Annotated in this window: 22 protein-coding genes; 15 read left to right on the forward strand and 7 right to left on the reverse strand. The window is 41.1% G+C overall.

Features of this window, described 5'->3' with window-relative positions; translation table 11 throughout:
* Window positions 1-29: 29 nt before the first annotated feature.
* From HUX68_RS03275 to HUX68_RS03295, 5 genes are all read left to right on the forward strand, one after another.
* Complete coding sequence (locus HUX68_RS03275) at window positions 30-599, forward strand: redoxin domain-containing protein (protein ID WP_246206600.1); 570 nt, start codon at window positions 30-32, stop codon at window positions 597-599.
* 137 nt (window positions 600-736) lie between these two features.
* Window positions 737-880, forward strand: a complete 144-nt coding sequence (locus tag HUX68_RS19395; protein WP_174616330.1) for an FbpB family small basic protein — start codon at window positions 737-739, stop codon at window positions 878-880.
* A gap of 161 nt (window positions 881-1041) precedes the next feature.
* Window positions 1042-1260: a small acid-soluble spore protein Tlp gene (gene tlp, locus HUX68_RS03285; protein WP_174613433.1), complete on the forward strand. Its 219-nt coding sequence runs from the start codon at window positions 1042-1044 to the stop codon at window positions 1258-1260.
* 119 nt (window positions 1261-1379) lie between these two features.
* Complete coding sequence (locus HUX68_RS03290) at window positions 1380-1805, forward strand: acyl-CoA thioesterase (protein ID WP_174613435.1); 426 nt, start codon at window positions 1380-1382, stop codon at window positions 1803-1805.
* Window positions 1805-2104, forward strand: coding sequence for a hypothetical protein (locus HUX68_RS03295; protein ID WP_174613437.1), 300 nt, complete (start codon window positions 1805-1807; stop codon window positions 2102-2104). Before HUX68_RS03290 ends, HUX68_RS03295 begins: the two co-directional genes overlap by 1 nt.
* A gap of 29 nt (window positions 2105-2133) precedes the next feature.
* Here HUX68_RS03295 and HUX68_RS03300 read toward each other — a convergent pair whose 3' ends face one another.
* From HUX68_RS03300 to plsY, 4 genes are all read right to left on the reverse strand, one after another.
* Window positions 2134-2421: a HesB/YadR/YfhF family protein gene (locus HUX68_RS03300; protein ID WP_174613439.1), complete on the reverse strand. Its 288-nt coding sequence runs from the start codon at window positions 2419-2421 to the stop codon at window positions 2134-2136.
* Between the two features lie 25 nt (window positions 2422-2446).
* Entirely contained in the window at window positions 2447-2674 is a 228-nt protein-coding gene (yidD, locus tag HUX68_RS03305) for a membrane protein insertion efficiency factor YidD (RefSeq protein WP_174613441.1), read from the reverse strand.
* Between the two features lie 5 nt (window positions 2675-2679).
* Window positions 2680-3630 carry a GTP cyclohydrolase FolE2 gene (folE2, locus tag HUX68_RS03310; protein ID WP_174613443.1) on the reverse strand — a complete coding sequence of 317 codons (951 nt, stop codon included), beginning with the start codon at window positions 3628-3630 and terminating at the stop codon, window positions 2680-2682.
* A gap of 81 nt (window positions 3631-3711) precedes the next feature.
* The gene (gene plsY / locus HUX68_RS03315; RefSeq protein WP_174613445.1) at window positions 3712-4293 is read right to left on the reverse strand and encodes a glycerol-3-phosphate 1-O-acyltransferase PlsY; all 582 of its coding nucleotides are present in this window, start codon (window positions 4291-4293) and stop codon (window positions 3712-3714) included.
* A 169-nt stretch (window positions 4294-4462) separates the two neighbouring features.
* On the opposite strand from plsY, the gene HUX68_RS03320 reads away from it, so the two are divergent.
* From HUX68_RS03320 to parC, 4 genes are all read left to right on the forward strand, one after another.
* The gene (locus HUX68_RS03320; RefSeq protein WP_174613447.1) at window positions 4463-5521 is read left to right on the forward strand and encodes an ABC transporter ATP-binding protein; all 1059 of its coding nucleotides are present in this window, start codon (window positions 4463-4465) and stop codon (window positions 5519-5521) included.
* Complete coding sequence (locus tag HUX68_RS03325; RefSeq protein ID WP_174613449.1) at window positions 5518-7044, forward strand: ABC transporter permease/substrate-binding protein; 1527 nt, start codon at window positions 5518-5520, stop codon at window positions 7042-7044. The genes HUX68_RS03320 and HUX68_RS03325 overlap by 4 nt, the downstream gene beginning before the upstream one ends.
* A 442-nt stretch (window positions 7045-7486) precedes the next feature.
* Entirely contained in the window at window positions 7487-9439 is a 1953-nt protein-coding gene (gene parE, locus HUX68_RS03330) for a DNA topoisomerase IV subunit B (protein ID WP_174613451.1), read from the forward strand.
* 29 nt (window positions 9440-9468) lie between these two features.
* Complete coding sequence (gene parC, locus HUX68_RS03335) at window positions 9469-11919, forward strand: DNA topoisomerase IV subunit A (protein ID WP_174613453.1); 2451 nt, start codon at window positions 9469-9471, stop codon at window positions 11917-11919.
* Between the two features lie 105 nt (window positions 11920-12024).
* Here the strand turns inward: parC and HUX68_RS03340 are convergent, their stop codons facing one another.
* From HUX68_RS03340 to HUX68_RS03350, 3 genes are all read right to left on the reverse strand, one after another.
* Window positions 12025-12528: a hypothetical protein gene (locus tag HUX68_RS03340; RefSeq protein ID WP_174613455.1), complete on the reverse strand. Its 504-nt coding sequence runs from the start codon at window positions 12526-12528 to the stop codon at window positions 12025-12027.
* Window positions 12525-12998, reverse strand: a complete 474-nt coding sequence (locus HUX68_RS03345; protein ID WP_174613457.1) for a hypothetical protein — start codon at window positions 12996-12998, stop codon at window positions 12525-12527. The genes HUX68_RS03340 and HUX68_RS03345 overlap by 4 nt, the downstream gene beginning before the upstream one ends.
* Before the next feature lie 110 nt (window positions 12999-13108).
* A complete protein-coding gene (locus HUX68_RS03350) occupies window positions 13109-13594 on the reverse strand; it encodes a metallophosphoesterase family protein (protein WP_174613458.1) in 486 nt (161 codons plus the stop codon).
* Between the two features lie 327 nt (window positions 13595-13921).
* On the opposite strand from HUX68_RS03350, the gene HUX68_RS03355 reads away from it, so the two are divergent.
* From HUX68_RS03355 to HUX68_RS03380, 6 genes are all read left to right on the forward strand, one after another.
* Window positions 13922-14536, forward strand: coding sequence for a TetR/AcrR family transcriptional regulator (locus tag HUX68_RS03355; protein ID WP_174613460.1), 615 nt, complete (start codon window positions 13922-13924; stop codon window positions 14534-14536).
* Window positions 14537-14615: 79 nt separating this feature from the next.
* Entirely contained in the window at window positions 14616-15758 is a 1143-nt protein-coding gene (locus HUX68_RS03360) for an acyl-CoA dehydrogenase (protein WP_174613461.1), read from the forward strand.
* 24 nt (window positions 15759-15782) lie between these two features.
* Entirely contained in the window at window positions 15783-17414 is a 1632-nt protein-coding gene (locus tag HUX68_RS03365; RefSeq protein ID WP_174613463.1) for an AMP-binding protein, read from the forward strand.
* A gap of 14 nt (window positions 17415-17428) precedes the next feature.
* Window positions 17429-18784, forward strand: a complete 1356-nt coding sequence (gene accC / locus HUX68_RS03370; RefSeq protein WP_174613465.1) for an acetyl-CoA carboxylase biotin carboxylase subunit — start codon at window positions 17429-17431, stop codon at window positions 18782-18784.
* A gap of 13 nt (window positions 18785-18797) precedes the next feature.
* Window positions 18798-19010 carry an acetyl-CoA carboxylase biotin carboxyl carrier protein subunit gene (locus HUX68_RS03375; protein ID WP_174613466.1) on the forward strand — a complete coding sequence of 71 codons (213 nt, stop codon included), beginning with the start codon at window positions 18798-18800 and terminating at the stop codon, window positions 19008-19010.
* A 43-nt stretch (window positions 19011-19053) separates the two neighbouring features.
* Window positions 19054-19833 (forward strand): enoyl-CoA hydratase, encoded by a 780-nt coding sequence (locus HUX68_RS03380; protein WP_174613471.1) that lies wholly within the window; start codon window positions 19054-19056, stop codon window positions 19831-19833.
* Window positions 19834-19850: the final 17 nt, after the last annotated feature.

Consider the following 19850-nt stretch of genomic DNA (forward strand, 5'->3'; position numbering starts at 1 on the left):
TTATTGAATGTTAGGAGGGGAATGATGTCATGAAGAAACGAAATATATTCGGTCTGGTCATTTTGCTCGCGTTGGCTGGCTTTATGGTTGCTGGTTTTATGAATGAAAAGAACGATAAGACAAGCAGTTCAAGCGACTCCGATGGTGCCGGCATCGTTGCCCCTAATCAAAATGGTATTGAAGTCGGAGAGACTGCGCCGGATTTTTCACTTCAGACATTGTCCGGCGATACATTCCGCTTAACGGATTTACGCGGAAAACCTGTTTTTTTAAATTTCTGGGCTTCATGGTGCGGGCCTTGTAAAAAAGAGATGCCGGATATGCAAAAGTTCTATGACAAATATAAGGGAAAAGTTGAAGTTATCGCGGTTAACCTGACTGGTAGTGAGATCGGTGTGGGTAAAGTACGTAAATATATTGATCAATACGGGTACACATATCCGGTTCCACTGGATAAGAATTCAGAAGTGCAGGGTATGTACGATGTTACCGTAGTTCCTACAACGTATTTGATTGGACGAGATGGAAATGTTATAGAACAAAAACGCGGTCCAATGACATATGAAGAAATGGTAAAAATGCTGCAAAAGACTAAATAAATTATATAATTGGCTGGAAATGGTAATACTAATCTTAGAAAACTTGGCTTATGTCAATCCTGACGAAAGCTTTAGTTACACTTATGCAGTAAGAAAGTATTTTAACTTTTTAAACTGCCAAAAAGGAGTGGATTACTATTTCCTTAAAGAAACGTTATACATTCGATGAGCTTGTACAGGAAAACAGGAAACAGATTTTAAAAGACCGTGCACAAATCGAAGCAATTGAAGATTCTTTTGAAAGAAAACATCAATTGTCTGATAAAAAATCTGCAGAATAAAGTGCTTGTCCAATAATGGACAGGCATTTTATTTTGGCAAAAAACATTGTACGATATCAACGTATTCGGTGTGTTGATGCAATGCAGTAATTTTACATACATAATATTGGTATTCCGGTAAAAAATAATGGACGAAATTCAATTGATAAAGGAGATGTATTATGCCGGACAAGTATGAACCAAAACCTGATGATCGCAGTGATAATGCTGAAAAAATCGAAAATATGATTCATGATACGCTCGAAAATATGGACGAAGCTGAGGAAACAATGGAATTTTCATCCGGACAGGAAAAAGAACAAATTAAAGCAAAGAACAAACGCCGGCAGGAATCAGTAAAAGGGATGCGGCAGGAAATGAAGGATGAAGCGGATCAGTAAACATGGGGCCCCGGACCTGAGAAATGGTTTGGGGTTTTTGTATGGAGCAAAGTGTCTTCGTTCCCTTTCTTTTTGTGATAAACTTGGGATTGGAACAATAGTGCAAGGAGGAAGTGGGATTGAAAAAGATACAGACACCAATTGAAGTACGTTATCAGGAAACAGATCAAATGGGCGTAGTGTATCACGCTAATTATCTGGTCTGGTTTGAAATTGGCCGCACTAAATTTATTGAAAGTATTGGTCTTCGGTATGCGGATATGGAAAAGCAGAATGTTGTGGCGCCGGTAGTTGATGCTAATATTACCTTTAAACAGCCGGTACGTTATGGTGAGGATGCTTTCGTTGAGACATGGATTGAGGAATATGATGGGCTCAGGACAGTTTACGGCTACAACATCGTTAATGAAAAAGACGACATTTGTGTGAGTGGTACAACCAAACATGTTATAGTTAAAAAAGATACCTTTCGCCCGCTCTCCTTAAGAAGATCATTCCCGGACTGGCATAATGCATATACCAATGCTTTAGATGAGGAATTGTAATGGCCTTTGGAATTGACAGGAATGAATTAAAGAAGTGGAAAAAGGACGTCAGCAGTGGTGAAATAGCTTTTTTGACCCATTATTGGATGGATGAGCGTTTTCCCGGGTGTTATTCCGTAACCAAGGTTGGTTGTATCGATATCGAAAAGCTTATCAAATGGGGCGTGACCCATAATTTACAGCCCCAATGGATTCACAGAGATCCTAATTATCCGCACTTTGATCTTTTTGGAGACAGGCAAAAGCGCATTCTGATTGACGAAGGTATGTGGCATCAGATCGAAAAATTTAATTTATAAAAAATCATGAAGCGACAGTTTTTGGCGCTTCATGATTTATATTTAAATTCCGGTTCATCTAATTTATTATTCATTTGGACTGCCAAATTATTTTCGTCAAAATACCAGGCATCTTTTTCCTCAATATAAAACGTGATTCCTAGGGCTTCATGTGAGGCATGAATTGTAGATGGTTCATCAAAGCCAACCCCAAGTGAAAAGCCAGGAACAATGCCCCCGAAACCATATCGGACAAAAAATCGTACATTAGCAGATTCTTCAATTTCCAATTCTTTTTTATACCATTTTGCTGCGTTTTCGGATATGTGCAAGTTCAAGCAATCACCTCCGCTGGAATCTGTTTCAGTGTTTTGAATTCTTTTCAGGGACCATATCAATTCCTCCTGGGTGAAATGGATGACACTTGCTGATGCGTTTAATCGTCAAAAAGCCACCCTTGATAACCCCAAATCGTTTAAATGCCTCCAGTCCGTATTCCGAACATGACGGATAAAATCTGCATGTCGGCGGTTTTAACGGACTGATTGCTTTTCGATAAAACGTAATGAAACCGATAAATAAATATTTCATCAGAATTATCTCCCTGGTTCGATTTCTTCCTGCCGTTTATCATACGTCACCGATGCGATTGCATCATGCATATGAATGGATTCTTCATTACGACACTCGACTTTAAACTTTTTCACTGATGGTATTTCGTATAAATCAGCCGCGACGAGACGAACGATATCTTCGACAAAACGCGGATTTTCATACGCTTGTTCGGTTACCATTTTTTCATCCGTCCGCTTCAGTACCGGATGAATTCGCGCACTCGCATTACTTTCCGCTGCTTCAAGAAGCATCTCTTTCCAATCTGCAGTATCTTCATCTTCATCAAAATCCTCATTCAGTGAGATACTCATCGACACATGGCCGCGCTGGTTATGTGCACTGTACTCACTGATTTCTTTTGAACAAGGACAAAGTGTTGTAATCAGTGCAGACAACGATGCATTTAACGTATAACCTTCATTCACATCATATTTGACCGAAATGGAAGCATCTGCGTGGTTCATTCCGGCAAGGTCTGCATAAGGTCCCCGCCGCTCGAAAAACCATGGAAACCCGACTTCAACTTCAGCATCATTTTGGTTCAATCGTTCAGCGAGATCCTTCGTGAACGCTTTAAGGGTTTTAAAATCAATTGTAAGACCCTTTTCGTAATATGCTTGTAACTGTTCAGTAAAACGACTCATATTTGTACCTTTGCTCAATTTACCGATACTTGAAGAAAACTTAAACGTACCGATAGTTGTCTGTGATGTTGGAGCTGAATTACTGGTGACAGTAATCGGATGTTTCACGTCAGCAATTCCAACTTCATCAAGGTCAAATAGAAAGTCATTTTGGGAGTTCTGCAGGTCGGCCATTTTATTTTTTTCACTTGGTTTTGTTCGTGGCCCCGGCTCCACAGAACCGAATAATTTATGGCGTTGTGCTTTGTTTGGTAGCTGTTTTTTTGGCAAGGTCCTAGTTTTGTTCATATCCATGACCCCTTTCTATTCATCCTGTTTATAATTATACTTAAGAAAAAAACAGTATTCAATTTATTGGCTTTTACCGGGCTACATCCACGTTATTTTGGGTTCCGTTTTATTTTTAATGCGTTTAATATTGTCAGCGTGTCTGTAGAAAACAAAAATAGTTAAAGCTGCAGTTACAATAATCAGTCCGATATCCATGAAAATAATTGATACTATAACAGCTGCAACACCCGTTATCATTGAGGAGAGTGAGACATATTTGGAAATATACAAAGACAATATGAATGTAGCAACCATAATAACAAATAATATTGGATTAATCCCCAGCAATATCCCGCCTGATGTTGCGACAGCTTTTCCGCCTTTGAATTTTGCAAACAGGGGATAGGTGTGCCCTATTACCGCGAACAGTCCGATTATGAGTCTGTATACATCCGAATCAAACAATAAAGGGAGTACTGTGGCGACTGTTCCTTTTAATATATCCGCTGCAATTACAATAATTCCCGCTTTTACGCCAAGTACACGGAAAGAGTTTGTCGCTCCCAAATTTCCGCTTCCGTGTTCCCGGATATCGATATTATACCCGATTTTACCTACAATCACTCCAAATGGTATTGATCCTAAAAGATACGCTATAATGGCAAATAAAATATACTCCATTCCGTTTCCTACCTTCATTTTGTAATGGTTTACTGCTATTCATTTTATCATGAACTCCAACATCACAGAACCTTTAATATGGAAAAGACGTTTTTCCGAATTATAAAATGGGTATATATAATCGTTGAATATCCAACTTAAGGATATGTTTGTAAAGGAAGTGATACAGGTGATTGAATTTAAAGATGTTAAAAAAGTTTATCCTGACGGCACTGAGGCCCTGAAGGATTTTTCGCTGACGGTGAATGATGGGGAATTGGTTACACTGATTGGTCCCAGCGGTTGCGGTAAGACGACGACGATGAAAATGATTAACCGTTTAATTGAACCGACAGCAGGATCGATTTACATAAACGACAAAAATATAAATGATTATAATATCCACGAACTGCGTTGGAATATAGGATATGTTTTGCAGGAAATTGCTTTATTTCCGCATATGACGATTGAAGATAATATTGCAGTGGTACCTGAAATGAAAAAATGGAAACGTAAAAAGATTCATGAACGAAGTCTGGAATTATTGGATATGGTTGGGTTGGATCCTGCAACATTTAAAGGTCGGATGCCAAGTGAACTTTCCGGTGGTGAACAGCAGCGGATAGGGGTTATTCGTGCACTTGCCGCTGATCCGGATATAATTTTGATGGACGAGCCTTTCAGCGCATTGGATCCGATCAGCAGAGAACAGCTGCAGTCAGATATCCGCGATTTGCAAAGGAAAATCAAAAAGACCATTGTATTCGTCACCCATGACATGGATGAGGCGATGGCATTGGGTGATAAGGTATGTCTGATGCGGGAAGGTCAGATTGTTCAAGTGGATCCCCCGCAGGAATTGATTCTTAACCCGAAAACAGATTTCGTTAAGGATTTCATTGGTGAGCGGAAATCTCCTTGGCAGACAGCGATTGACGTAATTGCTGATCAGACAGGAGACAGAGTGATTACTGAACAGAAAGCTCAATCAGTCATGCGAGGTTTTTATATCGTGACTGATCAAAAAGGTAATTATGTTGGGGCAATTGATGATGGTGCAAAAAAGACGTTGCAAACCCTAGAAAATGATGTAGCACTTTATAAAGCGACAGAAATTCTGCAGAAAAGCAGTCAGGATGTTTTCCCGGTATTGAAAGGAAACAAACTTGTCGGCATCCTCTCGTATAAAAATATTGTTGATTTCCTCAAGAGTAATATCAAGGTGGATAATGGAGTGATACAGGAATGAAGGAATTTATTGAAACATTTCAAAACAGACAGGATATCCTCCTTGAAACCATATGGGAACACTTGCAAATTTCACTGATTTCATTAATTATTGCCATCCTTATTGCAGTACCACTTGGGCTTGTGTTGACTAGACATAAACGTGTGGCAGAACCAATTATTGGGCTGTCTGCCATTATGCAGACGATTCCGAGTCTTGCGGTGCTGGCTTTTCTGATTCCGTTTTTTGGTATAGGAACGACACCAGCAATCATCGCCTTAACATTATACGGACTCTTACCGATTTTGCGGAATACATATACCGGTATTAATGAAGTGAATCCTGCCTTAAAAGAGGCTGCAACCGGAATGGGGATGAACTCATTCAGGCGATTAACAAAAGTTGAATTGCCTATCGCCTTACCGGTTATTATGGCCGGGGTCCGCACATCAATGGTGTTGATTGTCGGTACTACGACGATTGCAGCATTAATCGGTGCTGGCGGTCTCGGTGAATTAATTTTGCTTGGGATTGACCGGGGTGCAGACTTAAACTTGATATTGCTGGGGGCTATTCCGGCAGCATTACTGGCGATTGCACTTGATTATATTTTGCGTGGTTTTGAACGAATTTCAAAACGAGCCGGATTCAAATCGTTTATCGCGATGCTGCTGGCTGCAATCCTGATTGTGGTTTCACCGTTTATTTTTACAGGAGGAAACAAGGCAGATCTGACAATCGGCGGAAAACTCGGGTCTGAACCGGCAATTTTGATTAATATGTACAAGCTGCTTATTGAAGAAGAGACTGATTTGGATGTGAAACTAAAACCAGGTCTTGGCAAAACAGCTTTTGTATTCAGTGCACTGAAAAATGGCAGTATCGACATCTATCCTGAATTCACCGGAACAGCAATTGTGACACATCTGGAGGAAGAAGCAAAAAGCAACCAAAAACAGGAAGTGTACATGCAGGCTAAAAAGGGCATGAAGGAAGAGTACGGCATGGTTATGCTGAAGCCAATGCAATTTAACAACACGTATGCGGTCGCCACCACTAAGGAGTTTGCAAATAAACACAACCTGGAGACACTTGGTGATTTAAATAAAGTGGAAGATCAGATAACTGCCGGATTCACACTGGAGTTTAAGGACCGGTATGATGGTTATGTCGGAATGCAGGATGTCTATAACCTTGATATTGCGAATGTGAAAACAATGGAACCGGGAATTCGTCAGGAGGCATTGTCAAGAGGGGAAGTTGATGTTATTGATGCCTATGCGACAGATTCGTACATGATAAAACTCGACCTGGTAACATTGGATGATCCGAAAAACCTTTTTCCACCGTATCAAGGTGCACCGCTGATGCGCCAGGATACACTGGAGAAATATCCGGAATTGCGGGATGTTCTAAACCAGCTTGGCGGCAAAATTACCAACCAGCAAATGCGGCAAATGAACTATCAGGTTGATTATAAGGACAAATCACCTGAAACAGTAGCACGGAACTTTTTGGTCGAGCATGGATTACTTGAAGACTAGGATAGGGAGGATTAACTGTAGTAGTGTTTTTCGAAGAATGGCCGGATTGGTCATTCTTCTTGCTTTGCCCTTTTCGACTGGTTGCACTGGGAAAACAAAAATCGTATAATGAAAAATCGTCATAAACGTATTGAAATCGTGCATTTCCACTAGAGAACCGTGCATATTGACTGTAAAATCGTGCATATATAATATGAAAACGTGCATTTCAATAGAATTGCGGTCGTTCAACTGGACGCAGGCAGATAGCGGCATCCGGAATAGGTCAGGGATCAAAAACTACCGCTAAACAGGCATTCCGCCATTGTTAACTATACAAGAAGAAATTATTTATAGTATACTAAAATCAATGTTTTGGTATAATTATTTTACAATGACAAACATTTGTTCTATTATAAAGTCAATTGATGACAGAGATACATAGGAAAGGGGTCAAAAATGAATGGTCAATAAATCACTGCAATATACAGATGACTCGATTCAGGTACTTGAGGGGCTTGAAGCGGTCAGAAAAAGACCAGGAATGTATATCGGCAGCACCGACCAGCGCGGACTGCATCATCTTGTATTTGAAATAGTTGATAATGCAGTCGATGAGGCACTTGCCGGGTATGGCGATCATATTAAAGTTACCATTCATCAGGATAACAGTATTTCGGTTACGGATACCGGAAGAGGTATACCAACCGGAATGCACAGTACCGGCAAACCGACAATCGAAGTCATTTTCACTGTGTTGCACGCCGGTGGTAAATTCGGACAGGGCGGATATAAAACCAGCGGAGGATTGCACGGTGTAGGTGCATCGGTTGTGAATGCATTATCTGAATGGATGGAGATTACGACATTCCGTGATGGAAACAAATATTTTCAGCGTTTTGAAAATGGCGGAGTTCCGGCGGGTTCATTTGAAAATATGGGAACATCTAGGAAGAAAGGCACCATCATTCATTTTAAACCGGATCCGCAAATTTTTTCTGCAACCGTATATAATTTTGAAACACTGTCAGAAAGATTGCGGGAGTCTGCCTTCCTGCTGGGAGGTCTTAAAATTGAACTGGTGGACGAGCGGAATGATGTGAAAGAAGAGTACCAGTTTGATGATGGGCTGGAGTCATTTGTCGCGTATTTAAATGAAGAAAAAGATACGATGCATCCAGTTGTATCATTTCAAGGTGAGCAACAGGGAATCGAAGTCGATTTTGCATTTCAGTTCAATGACGGATTTGCAGAGAGTATGCTTTCCTTTGTAAACCATGTACGTACCAAAGATGGCGGCACACATGAATCCGGTGCCAGAACGGCAATCACCAGAACGTTCAATGATTACGCCAGAAAAAATGCACTATTGAAGGATAAAGATAAAAACCTGGAAGGGACTGATATTCGCGAAGGGTTCACTGCCGTTGTATCGGTTCGGATTCCAGAAGAAATGCTGCAATTTGAGGGACAGACAAAAGGGAAACTGGGAACTGCTGAAGCACGATCGGTTGTTGATGCGGTTGTTTCCGAAAAGCTTTCATACTTTCTGCAGGAAAATCCGGATGTTTCCGGTGTGCTTGTTCGGAAAGCGATGAAAGCAAAGGAAGCCCGGGAAGCCGCCAGAAAAGCACGCGAAGATGCAAGAACCGGTAAAAAGAAGAAACGTAAAGATACACTGTTGAGCGGGAAACTGACGCCTGCGCAATCACGTAATCCAAAGAAAAATGAACTGTATCTGGTCGAGGGTGATTCTGCCGGCGGTTCTGCCAAACAGGGGAGGGACAGAAGATTTCAAGCTGTCTTACCACTCAGAGGAAAAGTAATCAATACGGAAAAAGCTAAAATACAGGATATTTTTAAAAACGAAGAAATTTCAACTATTATTCATACAGTTGGGGCTGGCGTCGGTGGTGATTTTGATCTGGAAGATGTCCAATATGATAAGATTATTATTATGACCGATGCGGATACGGATGGTGCACATATTCAGGTTTTACTGCTTACATTTTTCTACCGTTACATGCGGTCCTTAGTTGAACAAGGCAAGATATACATTGCGCTGCCACCTCTTTATAAAATATCTAAGGGCAAAGGTAAAAATGAGAAAGTGGTATATGCCTGGGATGATGAGGAAATGAAAAAAGCTATCAATGAGTTTAAAAATGGCTATATTATTCAGCGGTATAAAGGTCTTGGTGAAATGAATGCGGATCAGCTGTGGGAAACAACGATGAATCCTGAAACAAGAACACTGATCCGGGTAACAATCGAAGACCTTGCCCGGGCTGAGAGACGTGTTACAACGTTAATGGGTGACAAGGTTGAACCTCGACGGAAATGGATTGAAGGCCATGTCCAATTTGGTATGGAAGAGAATGCAAATATATTGGAAAATGATAAAATTCACACGTAAATGCAGGCAGGATTTAAGGGGGAATTTGTTTGGCACAGTCGGAAAGCTATCTGGACTTACCACTGGAAGAAGTAATGGGAGACAGATTTGGCAGGTACAGTAAATATATTATCCAGGATCGTGCATTGCCTGATGCCAGAGACGGATTAAAACCTGTTCAGCGCAGGATTCTCTATGCCATGCACGAGGAAAAAAATACGTATGATAAAAACTTCCGAAAGGCAGCAAAAACAGTGGGTACTGTAATTGGTAACTACCACCCGCATGGAGATACATCTGTTTATGATGCGATGGTACGATTAAGCCAGGAATGGAAAATCAGAAATGCACTGGTTGAAATGCATGGCAACAACGGAAGCATTGATGGAGACCCACCTGCTGCAATGCGGTACACGGAAGCAAGACTCTCCAAAATCTCATCAGAACTGCTGCGTGATATCGGAAAAGAAACCGTTGATTTTATACCGAATTTTGATGATACGATTTCAGAACCGGTTGTACTGCCTGCAAAATTTCCGAATCTCCTGGTAAACGGTTCGACCGGAATTTCTGCAGGGTATGCAACAGATATTCCGCCGCATAATCTGGCAGAGGTGATCGATGCAGTTATTAAAAAAATTGACAAGCCTTCCGCTTCAGTGGATGAACTGCTTCAGGTTATGAAAGGCCCTGACTTTCCGACAGGCGGCATTATACAAGGTGTAGATGGAATTAGAAAAGCATATGAAACCGGAAGAGGCAAGATTGTTGTCCGCGGAAAAGCAAAGGTGGAAGATCTGCGCAGCGGCAGACAGCAAATTGTGATTGATGAAATTCCTTATGAGGTCAATAAAGCTAACATGGTCAAGAAAATGGATGAACTTCGCATCGACCGAAAAGTGGAAGGTATTTTAGAGGTTCGTGATGAAACAGACCGGACTGGCCTTCGGGTCGTGGTGGAGCTGAAAAAAGATGCGAACAGCCAAGGCGTGCTGAACTATCTGTATAAAAATACGGATCTGCAGGTAACGTACCATTTTAATATGGTGGCCATTCAGAATAAGACACCTAAAGTGCTGTCACTTCCGCAAATTCTTGACGCATACATCGACCATCAAAAAGAAGTCATGACCAGACAAATACAGTACGATTTAAAAAAGGCAAATGACCGCTCACATATACTCGAAGGGCTGATTAAAGCAATATCCGTTTTGGACGAACTTATTGCTACCATTCGTGCGTCTAAAGACAAAGGTGATGCAAAGAAACGGATTATCGCAAAATATGATTTCACGGAAGCACAGGCTGAAGCAATCGTAATGCTCCAGTTGTACAGATTGACAAATACGGATATAACATCGCTTGAAAAAGAAGCGGAAGAGCTCCGTAAAGCGATCGCAGAATATGAGGAGCTGCTCGGCAGTGAGAAAAAGCTTTACCAGGCTATTAAAAAGGATCTAAGACAAATCAAGAAAAGCTTTTCCGACAGTCGAAAAACTAAAATTGAAGAACAAATTGAAGAATTAACCTTTAACATTGAAGTAACCGTTGCCAGTGAGGATGTACTCGTTTCCGTGACCAGAAGCGGCTATGTAAAACGGACCAGCATCCGTTCGTATGGTGCTTCGAACGGTGAAGATTTCGCCATGAAAGATGAAGATCACATGATTGGTTTGTTGGAGTTAAACACAACAGATAAACTGCTCCTCTTCACAACGAAAGGTAAATATATATTTATTCCTGTCCACGAGCTGCCTGACATCAAGTGGAAAGATCTTGGACAGCACATATCGAATATTGTCTCGATTGATAAGGATGAACGGATTGTTCAATGTATTCCGGTCCGGGAATTCCAGGAAGACAGTTATCTAATTTTCTTTACCAGAAACGGTCTGGTAAAACGCAGCGAGCTGAAACTTTACGATGCACAGCGTTATTCAAAAGCACTTATTGCACTGAACTTAAAAGGTGATGATGAGGTAGTTAATGTGTTGCAGACAAACGGGCATTCAGACGTATTTGTCGCATCGGACAAGGGTTATGGTCTCTGGTATCACGAGTCGGAAATTTCCGTTGTCGGTCAGCGTGCAGCAGGAGTAAAGGCAATTAAGCTAAAAGCAGGAGAGCAAGTTGTCAGCGGACAAGTTTTTGATGATTTAACGGAACCATCGCTGGTTGTTGTTACCCAGCGTGGCGCATGTAAACGCATGAAATTGAGTGAATTTGAGAAGGCGAGCCGTGCCAATCGCGGTTTGTTGATGCTGCGGGAATTAAAAAGCAAGCCGCACCGAATAAAAGGGTTGTTTGCAGTTAATGATCAGGACACCATTTGCTTTAAAACAGCCAACGGTGAAACACACAGTATCTACCCGCTGAACTTATCGGCAAGTGACCGATACAGCAATGGATCATTCGTAATTGACAGTGATAACCATGGTGAAGTAACGGAAGTCTGGAAAGAAGCTGTTTATGATAAGGTCTTTGAGGATATACAGGACTGAACGGATGTACTTACCCATTTCCCGTATCACGTTAGGTGGTGCGGGAATATTTTTTGGCAGATAAGAAATTTTAAACTTTCTTATCTGCATCAGTACAAGCTACGGTTAATTACTAAATGATCGTGTTTCATGCCTTGATTTCACCGACTCATAAAAAAGCGCTGTTGTAGTAAGAACAATGAGAAATACAGCAACAGAGTAGTGCAATTGATAGCCATTTTGATGTTTTGTAACGCCCATCATTGTCGAAATCCACTCTGCTCCTAATCCCATAACTGTCCATATCAGGATATACCAAATAAAGCCCTTTTTGTTAATACCTAAAACATCATATACATAAATAAAGAAATAGCTAATCGGAGCAAACATGACATAGGTAAGCAAGTCAAATAATTCATAGCCGTTTAAATCATTCGTCTTATAAAGATCAATTAAGCCTCCTCCAATTGTAAAATCAAACAGTGTTGAAACAGCAAATCCCCAAATTAAAAACAGCAATGTCACATCCCGGGTAAACCGTTTGGGAAGCAGAAAGAAAATGACATAGAGGATAACAAGCGCGATTAAAATGTAAATTTCATTTTTATCAAAGTACCCCCACAACGTCATGATACCTCCACCTCGCTCCGGGTCAATCTCCGAAATAATTGATGCGCGTAATATGCAATCAGATGCAGGATAATAAAGTAAAGGATATCGTAGCCAAAATTCCATTTGAGGTAACCGATAATATCAAAATAGACAGAAAGCGCCCTTAATCCAAGCAAGAAAATCAACGATACAGCGGTTGTCAGTATGAATCTTGCAACGGAATTTGATTGATGAAGGACATTTAATTGTGTAATTAACGTCATTGGAATGATAACACTTCTATTTAATAAATACACCACATACTTAATGCCCTCTTGAGTTTGTTTGATTAGCTTCAATTCTTCAATTATAATCCACGATATATTAATGGTTATAATTAATAACAATAAGAATGTTATTGTATTCTCGATAATGGAAAGTTTTTTTGGCATGATGACAAATATGGCTGTAATCAACCATGATGCCAGGAAAAAAACTGCAAACTCCATGTTGAACCTCCACTTTAATTATTGTGCCGTTCTCTTATTGTTATAATTTTGATAAAAAATATACCAGCCTGACATACACATCCATAAAAACTCCGTGATGAATTATTCAACTAAAAGAAAGTAAATTCAGCATTTATTTCATCATCAATACGAAGTGTCACAAATGAGTAATAAGGTTGTGTACGCTTATCAGTTGGGGAGCCAGGGTTCAACAGCAAAACTTTTTTGAAATAACGGAGCAGCGGAATATGGGAGTGTCCAAAAATAATGGCATCCACATCGTCATCAAGGAATGCATCGAAAGCCCGTCTTTCCGTTGTCTTTTTTTCACCGTGACCATGGACAATCCCAATTCGAAATCCGTTAATTATCAGGAGTTCTTTGGAGGAGAATTTATCCAGAATCTCTTCGTTTTCAATATTGCCGTAAACCCCTTTTACAGGTGCATACTGTTGAAGCATGTCATACACTTCCATCGAACTCCAGTCGCCGGCGTGAATGATGAGTTTGGCTGCTTCCAACTCCTTCATGAGACGGGAGGGCAGTTTTGGTCCTTTTTTTGGAATATGGGTGTCTGATATGACAATGATTTTCATGAGAATTTGCTCCTTTCACTCCATTTTTTTAACTGTATTATAGCATGCTTCCATCTACTTTAACGATTTATCAGGAAGATATTTTCAGCAGTCGGCCGGGCTATGAGAAGGTTAAATGGGTTCAGTTAAAGGTAAATGTCGAATTAATATATGATTCACCAAAAAAATTAAAAAGTCCCGAATTTACGGTGAATTCGTAGGAAAAGCAGCTGAATTCGCCAAAAAAGGTTTTCTTTACTATCCAGGCATGATTTTATTTTTGTGAAAACGCTTTATATAATCTGAAAAATATGGTAGATTAAGATTAGGTTGTTGAAAGGAGGGCTCATGGCGGATCTGCGAAATAGAATTATTCAGGAAGCACTATTTTTATTTGAAAAAGATGGTTTTCATGGCGTTTCAGTAAACCAAATCGTACAAAAAGTCGGTACTTCCAAAGGCGGATTTTATCATCATTTCACATCAAAGGACGAATTGTTGTTTGTCATTCACGACACGTTTATTACGTATGTATTGGATAAGGCGATGATTGCAGACGGAGCCTATGACTCGCCAACACAAAAACTGGAAGCGATTGTAAAAGATTTCGTTAAAGTATTTGATCTGTACAAGGCACATATTTCCGTGTTTTACCAGGAGAACATTTACTTAAAACCGGAATATGAATCAATGATTAAGAAAAAGCGCGATCACTTTAAACAGATTATTATTCAGACAATCCATGAGGGCAAGGAAAGTGGCGATTTTCGCCGTGATATACCCGCAGATATTACAGGAATGGCGATTCTCGGTATGGTAAACTGGACGTACAAATGGTATAAGCGGTCAGGACCTAAATCAATCGATGAAATTGGCAATATATTTGTTGATTTCATATTGCGTGCGATTCTGGAAACAAATACATACCAAAATAAAGCAAGGGAAAGTTTTTTACCTGACTAAAGGAAATCGCTTTCTTTTTTAATGACGCATACAGACCAACCAGTCGGTCTTAAATGCATAAACTTCGAGGAGGTTTGAGATGAATTTTGAATTAACAAAAGAACAGGCAATGATCAGAAGTATGGTGCAGGACTTTGCTCAAAATGTGATCCAGCCCAAAGCAATTGAAATCGACAAAGAAGCAAGGTTTCCGGTTGAGACATTTGAACAAATGGGTGAATTGGGATTATTGGGAATTCCTTTTTCTGAAGAATATGGCGGCTCCGGCGGGGATACCGTTTCATATGCCATCGCAGTTGAAGAAGTCGGCAGAGTTTGCGGAAGTACTGGGCTTAGTTTTGCGGCAGCTGTGTCACTTGGATCAAGTCCGATTTATTACTTTGGGACGGAGGAGCAGAAACGTAAATTTCTCACTCCGATGGCAGAAGGAAAAGCATTGGGTGCATTCGGTCTGACTGAACCAAATGCAGGGTCTGATGCCGGTGGAACAAAAACAACAGCGGTTGAAGATGGCGATGATTATGTCATAAATGGTGAAAAGTGTTTTATCACCAATGCGAGTTATGCGAAAACGATTATCGTTACAGCTGTAACAGGCAAAAACGACCGCGGCAAAAATATTATTTCTGCTATCATCGTACCGACTGATACGGAAGGAGTCACTATTACAAGTAATTATGACAAAATGGGTGTACGCGGTTCGGACACAGCAGAAATTGTCCTTGATAATGTCCGTGTTCCAAAAGCAAACCTGCTGGGCGATCCGAATAAAGGATTCAGCCAGTTTTTGTATACCCTGGATGGCGGACGAATTTCGATAGCTGCTATTGGTCTGGGAATTGCCCAGGGATCCCTTGATCGGGCATTGAGCTATGCGAAAGAGCGGAAGCAATTCGGTAAGCCAATCTCTGATTTCCAGGCGATCCAATTTAAGCTGGCGGACATGGCGATGGAAGTTGAGCTTGCCAGAAACATCGTTTATAAAGCTGCATGGCTGAAAGACAACGAAAAGCCATTCTCTAAAGAAGCAGCATACGCAAAATTATATGCTACGGAAACGGCATTTCGTGCTGCCAACCAGGCAATTCAAATTCATGGTGGTTATGGGTATATGCGTGAATATGAAGTCGAACGATACTTGCGTGATGCGAAACTGCTGGAAATTGGAGAAGGTACATCCGAGGTGCAGCGGATGGTTATTGCCAGACAATTAGGTTGCTGACAATTTTAATAAGGGAGGGAGTTCATGTCTTTAATAGATGTAACAGTAGGCGGAATCCTGGAGAAACAGGCAGCGTTATACCCGGATCAGGAAGCGGTTATTTATCCGGAATTGAACTTGCGGAAAACTTATAAAGAATTTAATGAGATGGCTGATCAGGCAGCGAAAGGATTTATGGCACTGGGGATTGAAAAAGGCGAGAATGTTGCCATCTGGTCAGACAATAAACCGGAATGGCTGACCTCGCAGTTTGCAACAGGAAAAATGGGGGCAGTTCTTGTTACCGTAAACACCAGCTATCAGGCAAAGGAATTGGAGTATCTATTAAAGCAATCCGAATCAACAACATTGATTATGGCCGAGTCCTATAAAGGAACATCATATATTGATGTGCTGAAAAAGGTTTGTCCCGAGTTTGAAACAGCTGAAAAAGGAAACTTTCAATCTGACAAATTACCATTCTTAAAAAATATTATCGTGCTCAGTGATGACAGTTATCCAAACGCGTACACCTGGAATGAGGTAATGGAAATGGCTGACAAGGTGTCAGACGGGGACCTGGATGAACAGAAAAAGTCACTCGGCTTCCATGAGGTTATTAATATGCAGTATACATCAGGTACAACCGGATTTCCGAAAGGTGTCATGCTGACTCATCATAACATCGTAAATAATGGGAATCAGATTGCAGATTGCATGAAACTGACAAATGAAGACCGGCTATGTATACCAGTACCGTTTTTTCACTGTTTCGGCTGTGTACTCGGTGTGCTTGCAGCGGTTTCAAAGGGAACAACAATGGTTATTGTGGAACAATTTGAGGCTGAAAGAGTCATGAAAGCTGTATCAGATGAAAAATGCACAGCACTTCATGGTGTACCGACAATGTTTATTGCTGAATTGAATCATCCAAACTTTGACAGGTATGATTTTTCCCATTTACGTACCGGTATTATGGCAGGATCTACTTGTCCGATCGAGGTCATGAATGATGTAATGAATAAAATGGGTGCATCCGAAATTACGATTGCATATGGTCAAACGGAATCATCACCGGTGTTCCTCCAGACAAGAACCGATGATCCGGCTGAATTAAAAGCGAGTACAGTCGGACAGGTGCATCCGAATGTGGAAGTAAAAATTGTTGTACCCGGAACCGATGATGAACAAGAACAGGGCGTACCGGGTGAGTTGTACACCCGTGGATATCACGTTATGAAAGGGTATTACAATAACGAGGAAGCGACCATTCAGGCAATCGACAGTGATGGATGGCTGCACACAGGTGATTTGGCTGTTATGGATGAAAATGGTTACTTCTCCATCACCGGCCGGATGAAAGATATGATTATCCGCGGCGGTGAAAATGTTTATCCAAGGGAGATTGAAGAGTTTTTGTATCAGTACCCTGACGTGATGGATGTTCAGGTTATCGGTGTTCCGGATAAAAAATACGGGGAAGAATTGATGGCCTGGATTATATTAAAAGATAATTCCGGGACGACCGAAGAGGACATCAGGGAATTTTGCAAAGGAAATATATCTTATCATAAAATTCCAAAGTATATTTCCTTCGTTGATGAATATCCGATGACCGCAAGCGGAAAGATTCAGAAGTATAAACTGAGAGAATATGCAAAAGAGCAAATTTCATAATGGGGAGCGAGTCGATGATAAAAAAAGTATTGATTGCAAACCGAGGAGAAATAGCCGCACGTGTTATCCGTACATGTAAGAAACTTGATATCAAGACCGTGGCTGTCTATTCTGAAGCAGATCAAAAAGCACCGTTTGTGGAAATGGCTGATGAAAGTTTTCTGATTGGTCCACCACGTGTCAATGAGAGCTATCTGAACGTGGATAAGATTGTTTCGATCGCCAAAGAAGCGGGAGTGGATGCGATCCATCCAGGTTATGGCTTCCTGAGTGAAAGTGGACAGTTCTCTGATAAGTGCGAGCAAAATGATATCATATTTATCGGGCCGTCCAAAACGGTTATGGAAAAAATGGGAAGTAAAATCGAGGCGCGAAAGGCGATGCAGAAAGCTGGGGTGCCGGTTGTACCCGGGACTGAAGGTGCAGTTGCTTCAGCTGATGAAGCAATTGAGATTGCCAAAGAGATTGGGTATCCGGTAATGTTGAAGGCGTCTGCTGGCGGCGGCGGAATTGGTATGCAGGTTGTCCGCTCCGATGACGAACTGATGAAGGCGTTTGAGAGCAATTCAAAACGTGCCAAAACATTTTTCGGTGATGGGGCCATGTTTATGGAGAAGAAACTGGAAAATGCCCGTCATATCGAAATTCAACTGTTGGCGGACAGTCATGGAAATGCTGTACATCTTTTTGAACGGGAATGTTCGATCCAGCGCCGTAATCAAAAAGTGGTGGAAGAAGCACCTTCTCCGTTTATTTCTGAGGAAACGCGTCAGAAAATGGGGAATGCCGCAGTAAAAGCAGCAAAATCCTTAGGCTATACCAATGCGGGGACAATTGAATTTCTGGTGGATGAAAAGGAAAACTTTTACTTCCTGGAAATGAATACACGCATCCAGGTGGAACATCCGATTACGGAGGAAATTACTGGACTGGATATCGTGGAAAAGCAGCTTGAAATTGCCGATGGAAAAGAACTGCAATTGCAGCAGAACGACCTGACGATTGATGGCCATGCAATTGAAGTTAGGATTTATGCGGAAGATCCGAAAACATTTTTCCCGTCACCAGGGCATATTGACGAATTTCATCTGCCGGATGGTGAGTACGTCCGTAATGAGGCGGCGGTTACTGGCAATTATGATGTAACCCCATTCTATGATCCAATGATTGGCAAGTTAATTATTAAAGGTGATAATAGGGATGAAGCGATATCCCGGATGAAACAAGCACTGATGACGTATAAGGTCGAGGGCATTAAAACAAATATACCAATGCTGATTGATATAATTGACAATGATGAATTTAAAAAAGGCAATACGACAACAGCATTTGTTGATGACTATTATTTACCACAACTTAAAGCAAAATAGGAGGAATTTAATCATGACTGAAGTAAAAGCATCAATGGCAGGAAGCGTATGGAAAATTGCAGTTAGCGCAGGCGAACAGGTAGAAGAGGATCAGGATATTGTTATTCTGGAATCGATGAAAATGGAAATTCCGATCCCGGCTGAAGAAGACGGAACAGTGAAAGAGTTGAAAGTTGCTGAGGGTGATTTTGTTAATGAAGGCGATGTTATTGCGGTAATCGAATAAAATGAAAATAATCAATCACACATGGTAGCAAAGGAGAATAATAGTGGCAAATCCAGTGGAATATCAAAAAAGAGAAAACATAGCTGTATTGACGCTTAATAGACCGGAAGCCATGAACGCCATGTCAAAGAAATTGCTGGATGCGTTGAATGAGCACATTCAATCGATTAATAATGACAATTCAATCCGATGCACGGTCATTACCGGATCCGGTGAGAAAGCATTTTGTGCCGGCGCTGACCTGAAAGAACGAAAGGGAATGTCTGAGAAACAGGTGATTGAGGCCGTTTCCTATATCGGCGAAACGGTTAAAAATGTTGAAAATATGAAGATGCCGGTAATTGCAGCACTAAATGGGGCTGCATTTGGCGGTGGGCTGGAACTTGCTTTGGGCTGTGATATTCGGATTGCTGCGGATCATGTTAAAACAGGACTGACCGAAACGTCCCTGGCAATTATTCCGGGTGCAGGCGGGACACAGCGACTGACCCGCCTGATTGGACCTGGCAAGGCTAAAAAACTAATCTTTACTGCAAAACCGGTGACTGCTGATGAAGCACTGGAACTTGGTCTCGTCGAACAGATTGTATCAGTTGATAATCTGCTTGATGAAGCAAGGGAAGCAGCAACAATGATTGCGAAAAACGGCCCGGTTGCATTACGCCAGGCAAAAACAGCCATTAACCAGGGACTGCAGGCAGATATTACAACAGGTCTTGCCATTGAACATTTGTGCTATAAAGAAACAATTCCAACAGAAGACCGGATCGAGGGATTGCAGGCGTTTAAAGAAAAACGGAAGCCTGTTTATCAAGGTAAATAGAAGCAGGAGGGCACGAT

The organism is Virgibacillus ihumii (genome assembly GCF_902726655.1).
Taxonomy (GTDB): domain Bacteria; phylum Bacillota; class Bacilli; order Bacillales; family Amphibacillaceae; genus Lentibacillus; species Lentibacillus ihumii.

Coding starts and splice junctions, on each gene's coding strand:
- parE (WP_174613451.1), top strand. CDS start 7,487: ATGGTCAATAAATCACTGCAATATACAGATGACTCGATTCAGGTACTT.
- folE2 (WP_174613443.1), bottom strand. CDS start 3,630: ATGAACAAAACTAGGACCTTGCCAAAAAAACAGCTACCAAACAAAGCA.
- HUX68_RS03345 (WP_174613457.1), bottom strand. CDS start 12,998: ATGGAGTTTGCAGTTTTTTTCCTGGCATCATGGTTGATTACAGCCATA.
- HUX68_RS03325 (WP_174613449.1), top strand. CDS start 5,518: ATGAAGGAATTTATTGAAACATTTCAAAACAGACAGGATATCCTCCTT.
- HUX68_RS03295 (WP_174613437.1), top strand. CDS start 1,805: ATGGCCTTTGGAATTGACAGGAATGAATTAAAGAAGTGGAAAAAGGAC.
- HUX68_RS03360 (WP_174613461.1), top strand. CDS start 14,616: ATGAATTTTGAATTAACAAAAGAACAGGCAATGATCAGAAGTATGGTG.
- HUX68_RS03355 (WP_174613460.1), top strand. CDS start 13,922: ATGGCGGATCTGCGAAATAGAATTATTCAGGAAGCACTATTTTTATTT.
- accC (WP_174613465.1), top strand. CDS start 17,429: ATGATAAAAAAAGTATTGATTGCAAACCGAGGAGAAATAGCCGCACGT.
- HUX68_RS03350 (WP_174613458.1), bottom strand. CDS start 13,594: ATGAAAATCATTGTCATATCAGACACCCATATTCCAAAAAAAGGACCA.
- yidD (WP_174613441.1), bottom strand. CDS start 2,674: ATGAAATATTTATTTATCGGTTTCATTACGTTTTATCGAAAAGCAATC.
- plsY (WP_174613445.1), bottom strand. CDS start 4,293: ATGGAGTATATTTTATTTGCCATTATAGCGTATCTTTTAGGATCAATA.
- HUX68_RS03340 (WP_174613455.1), bottom strand. CDS start 12,528: ATGACGTTGTGGGGGTACTTTGATAAAAATGAAATTTACATTTTAATC.
- HUX68_RS03275 (WP_246206600.1), top strand. CDS start 30: ATGAAGAAACGAAATATATTCGGTCTGGTCATTTTGCTCGCGTTGGCT.
- HUX68_RS03365 (WP_174613463.1), top strand. CDS start 15,783: ATGTCTTTAATAGATGTAACAGTAGGCGGAATCCTGGAGAAACAGGCA.
- tlp (WP_174613433.1), top strand. CDS start 1,042: ATGCCGGACAAGTATGAACCAAAACCTGATGATCGCAGTGATAATGCT.
- HUX68_RS03375 (WP_174613466.1), top strand. CDS start 18,798: ATGACTGAAGTAAAAGCATCAATGGCAGGAAGCGTATGGAAAATTGCA.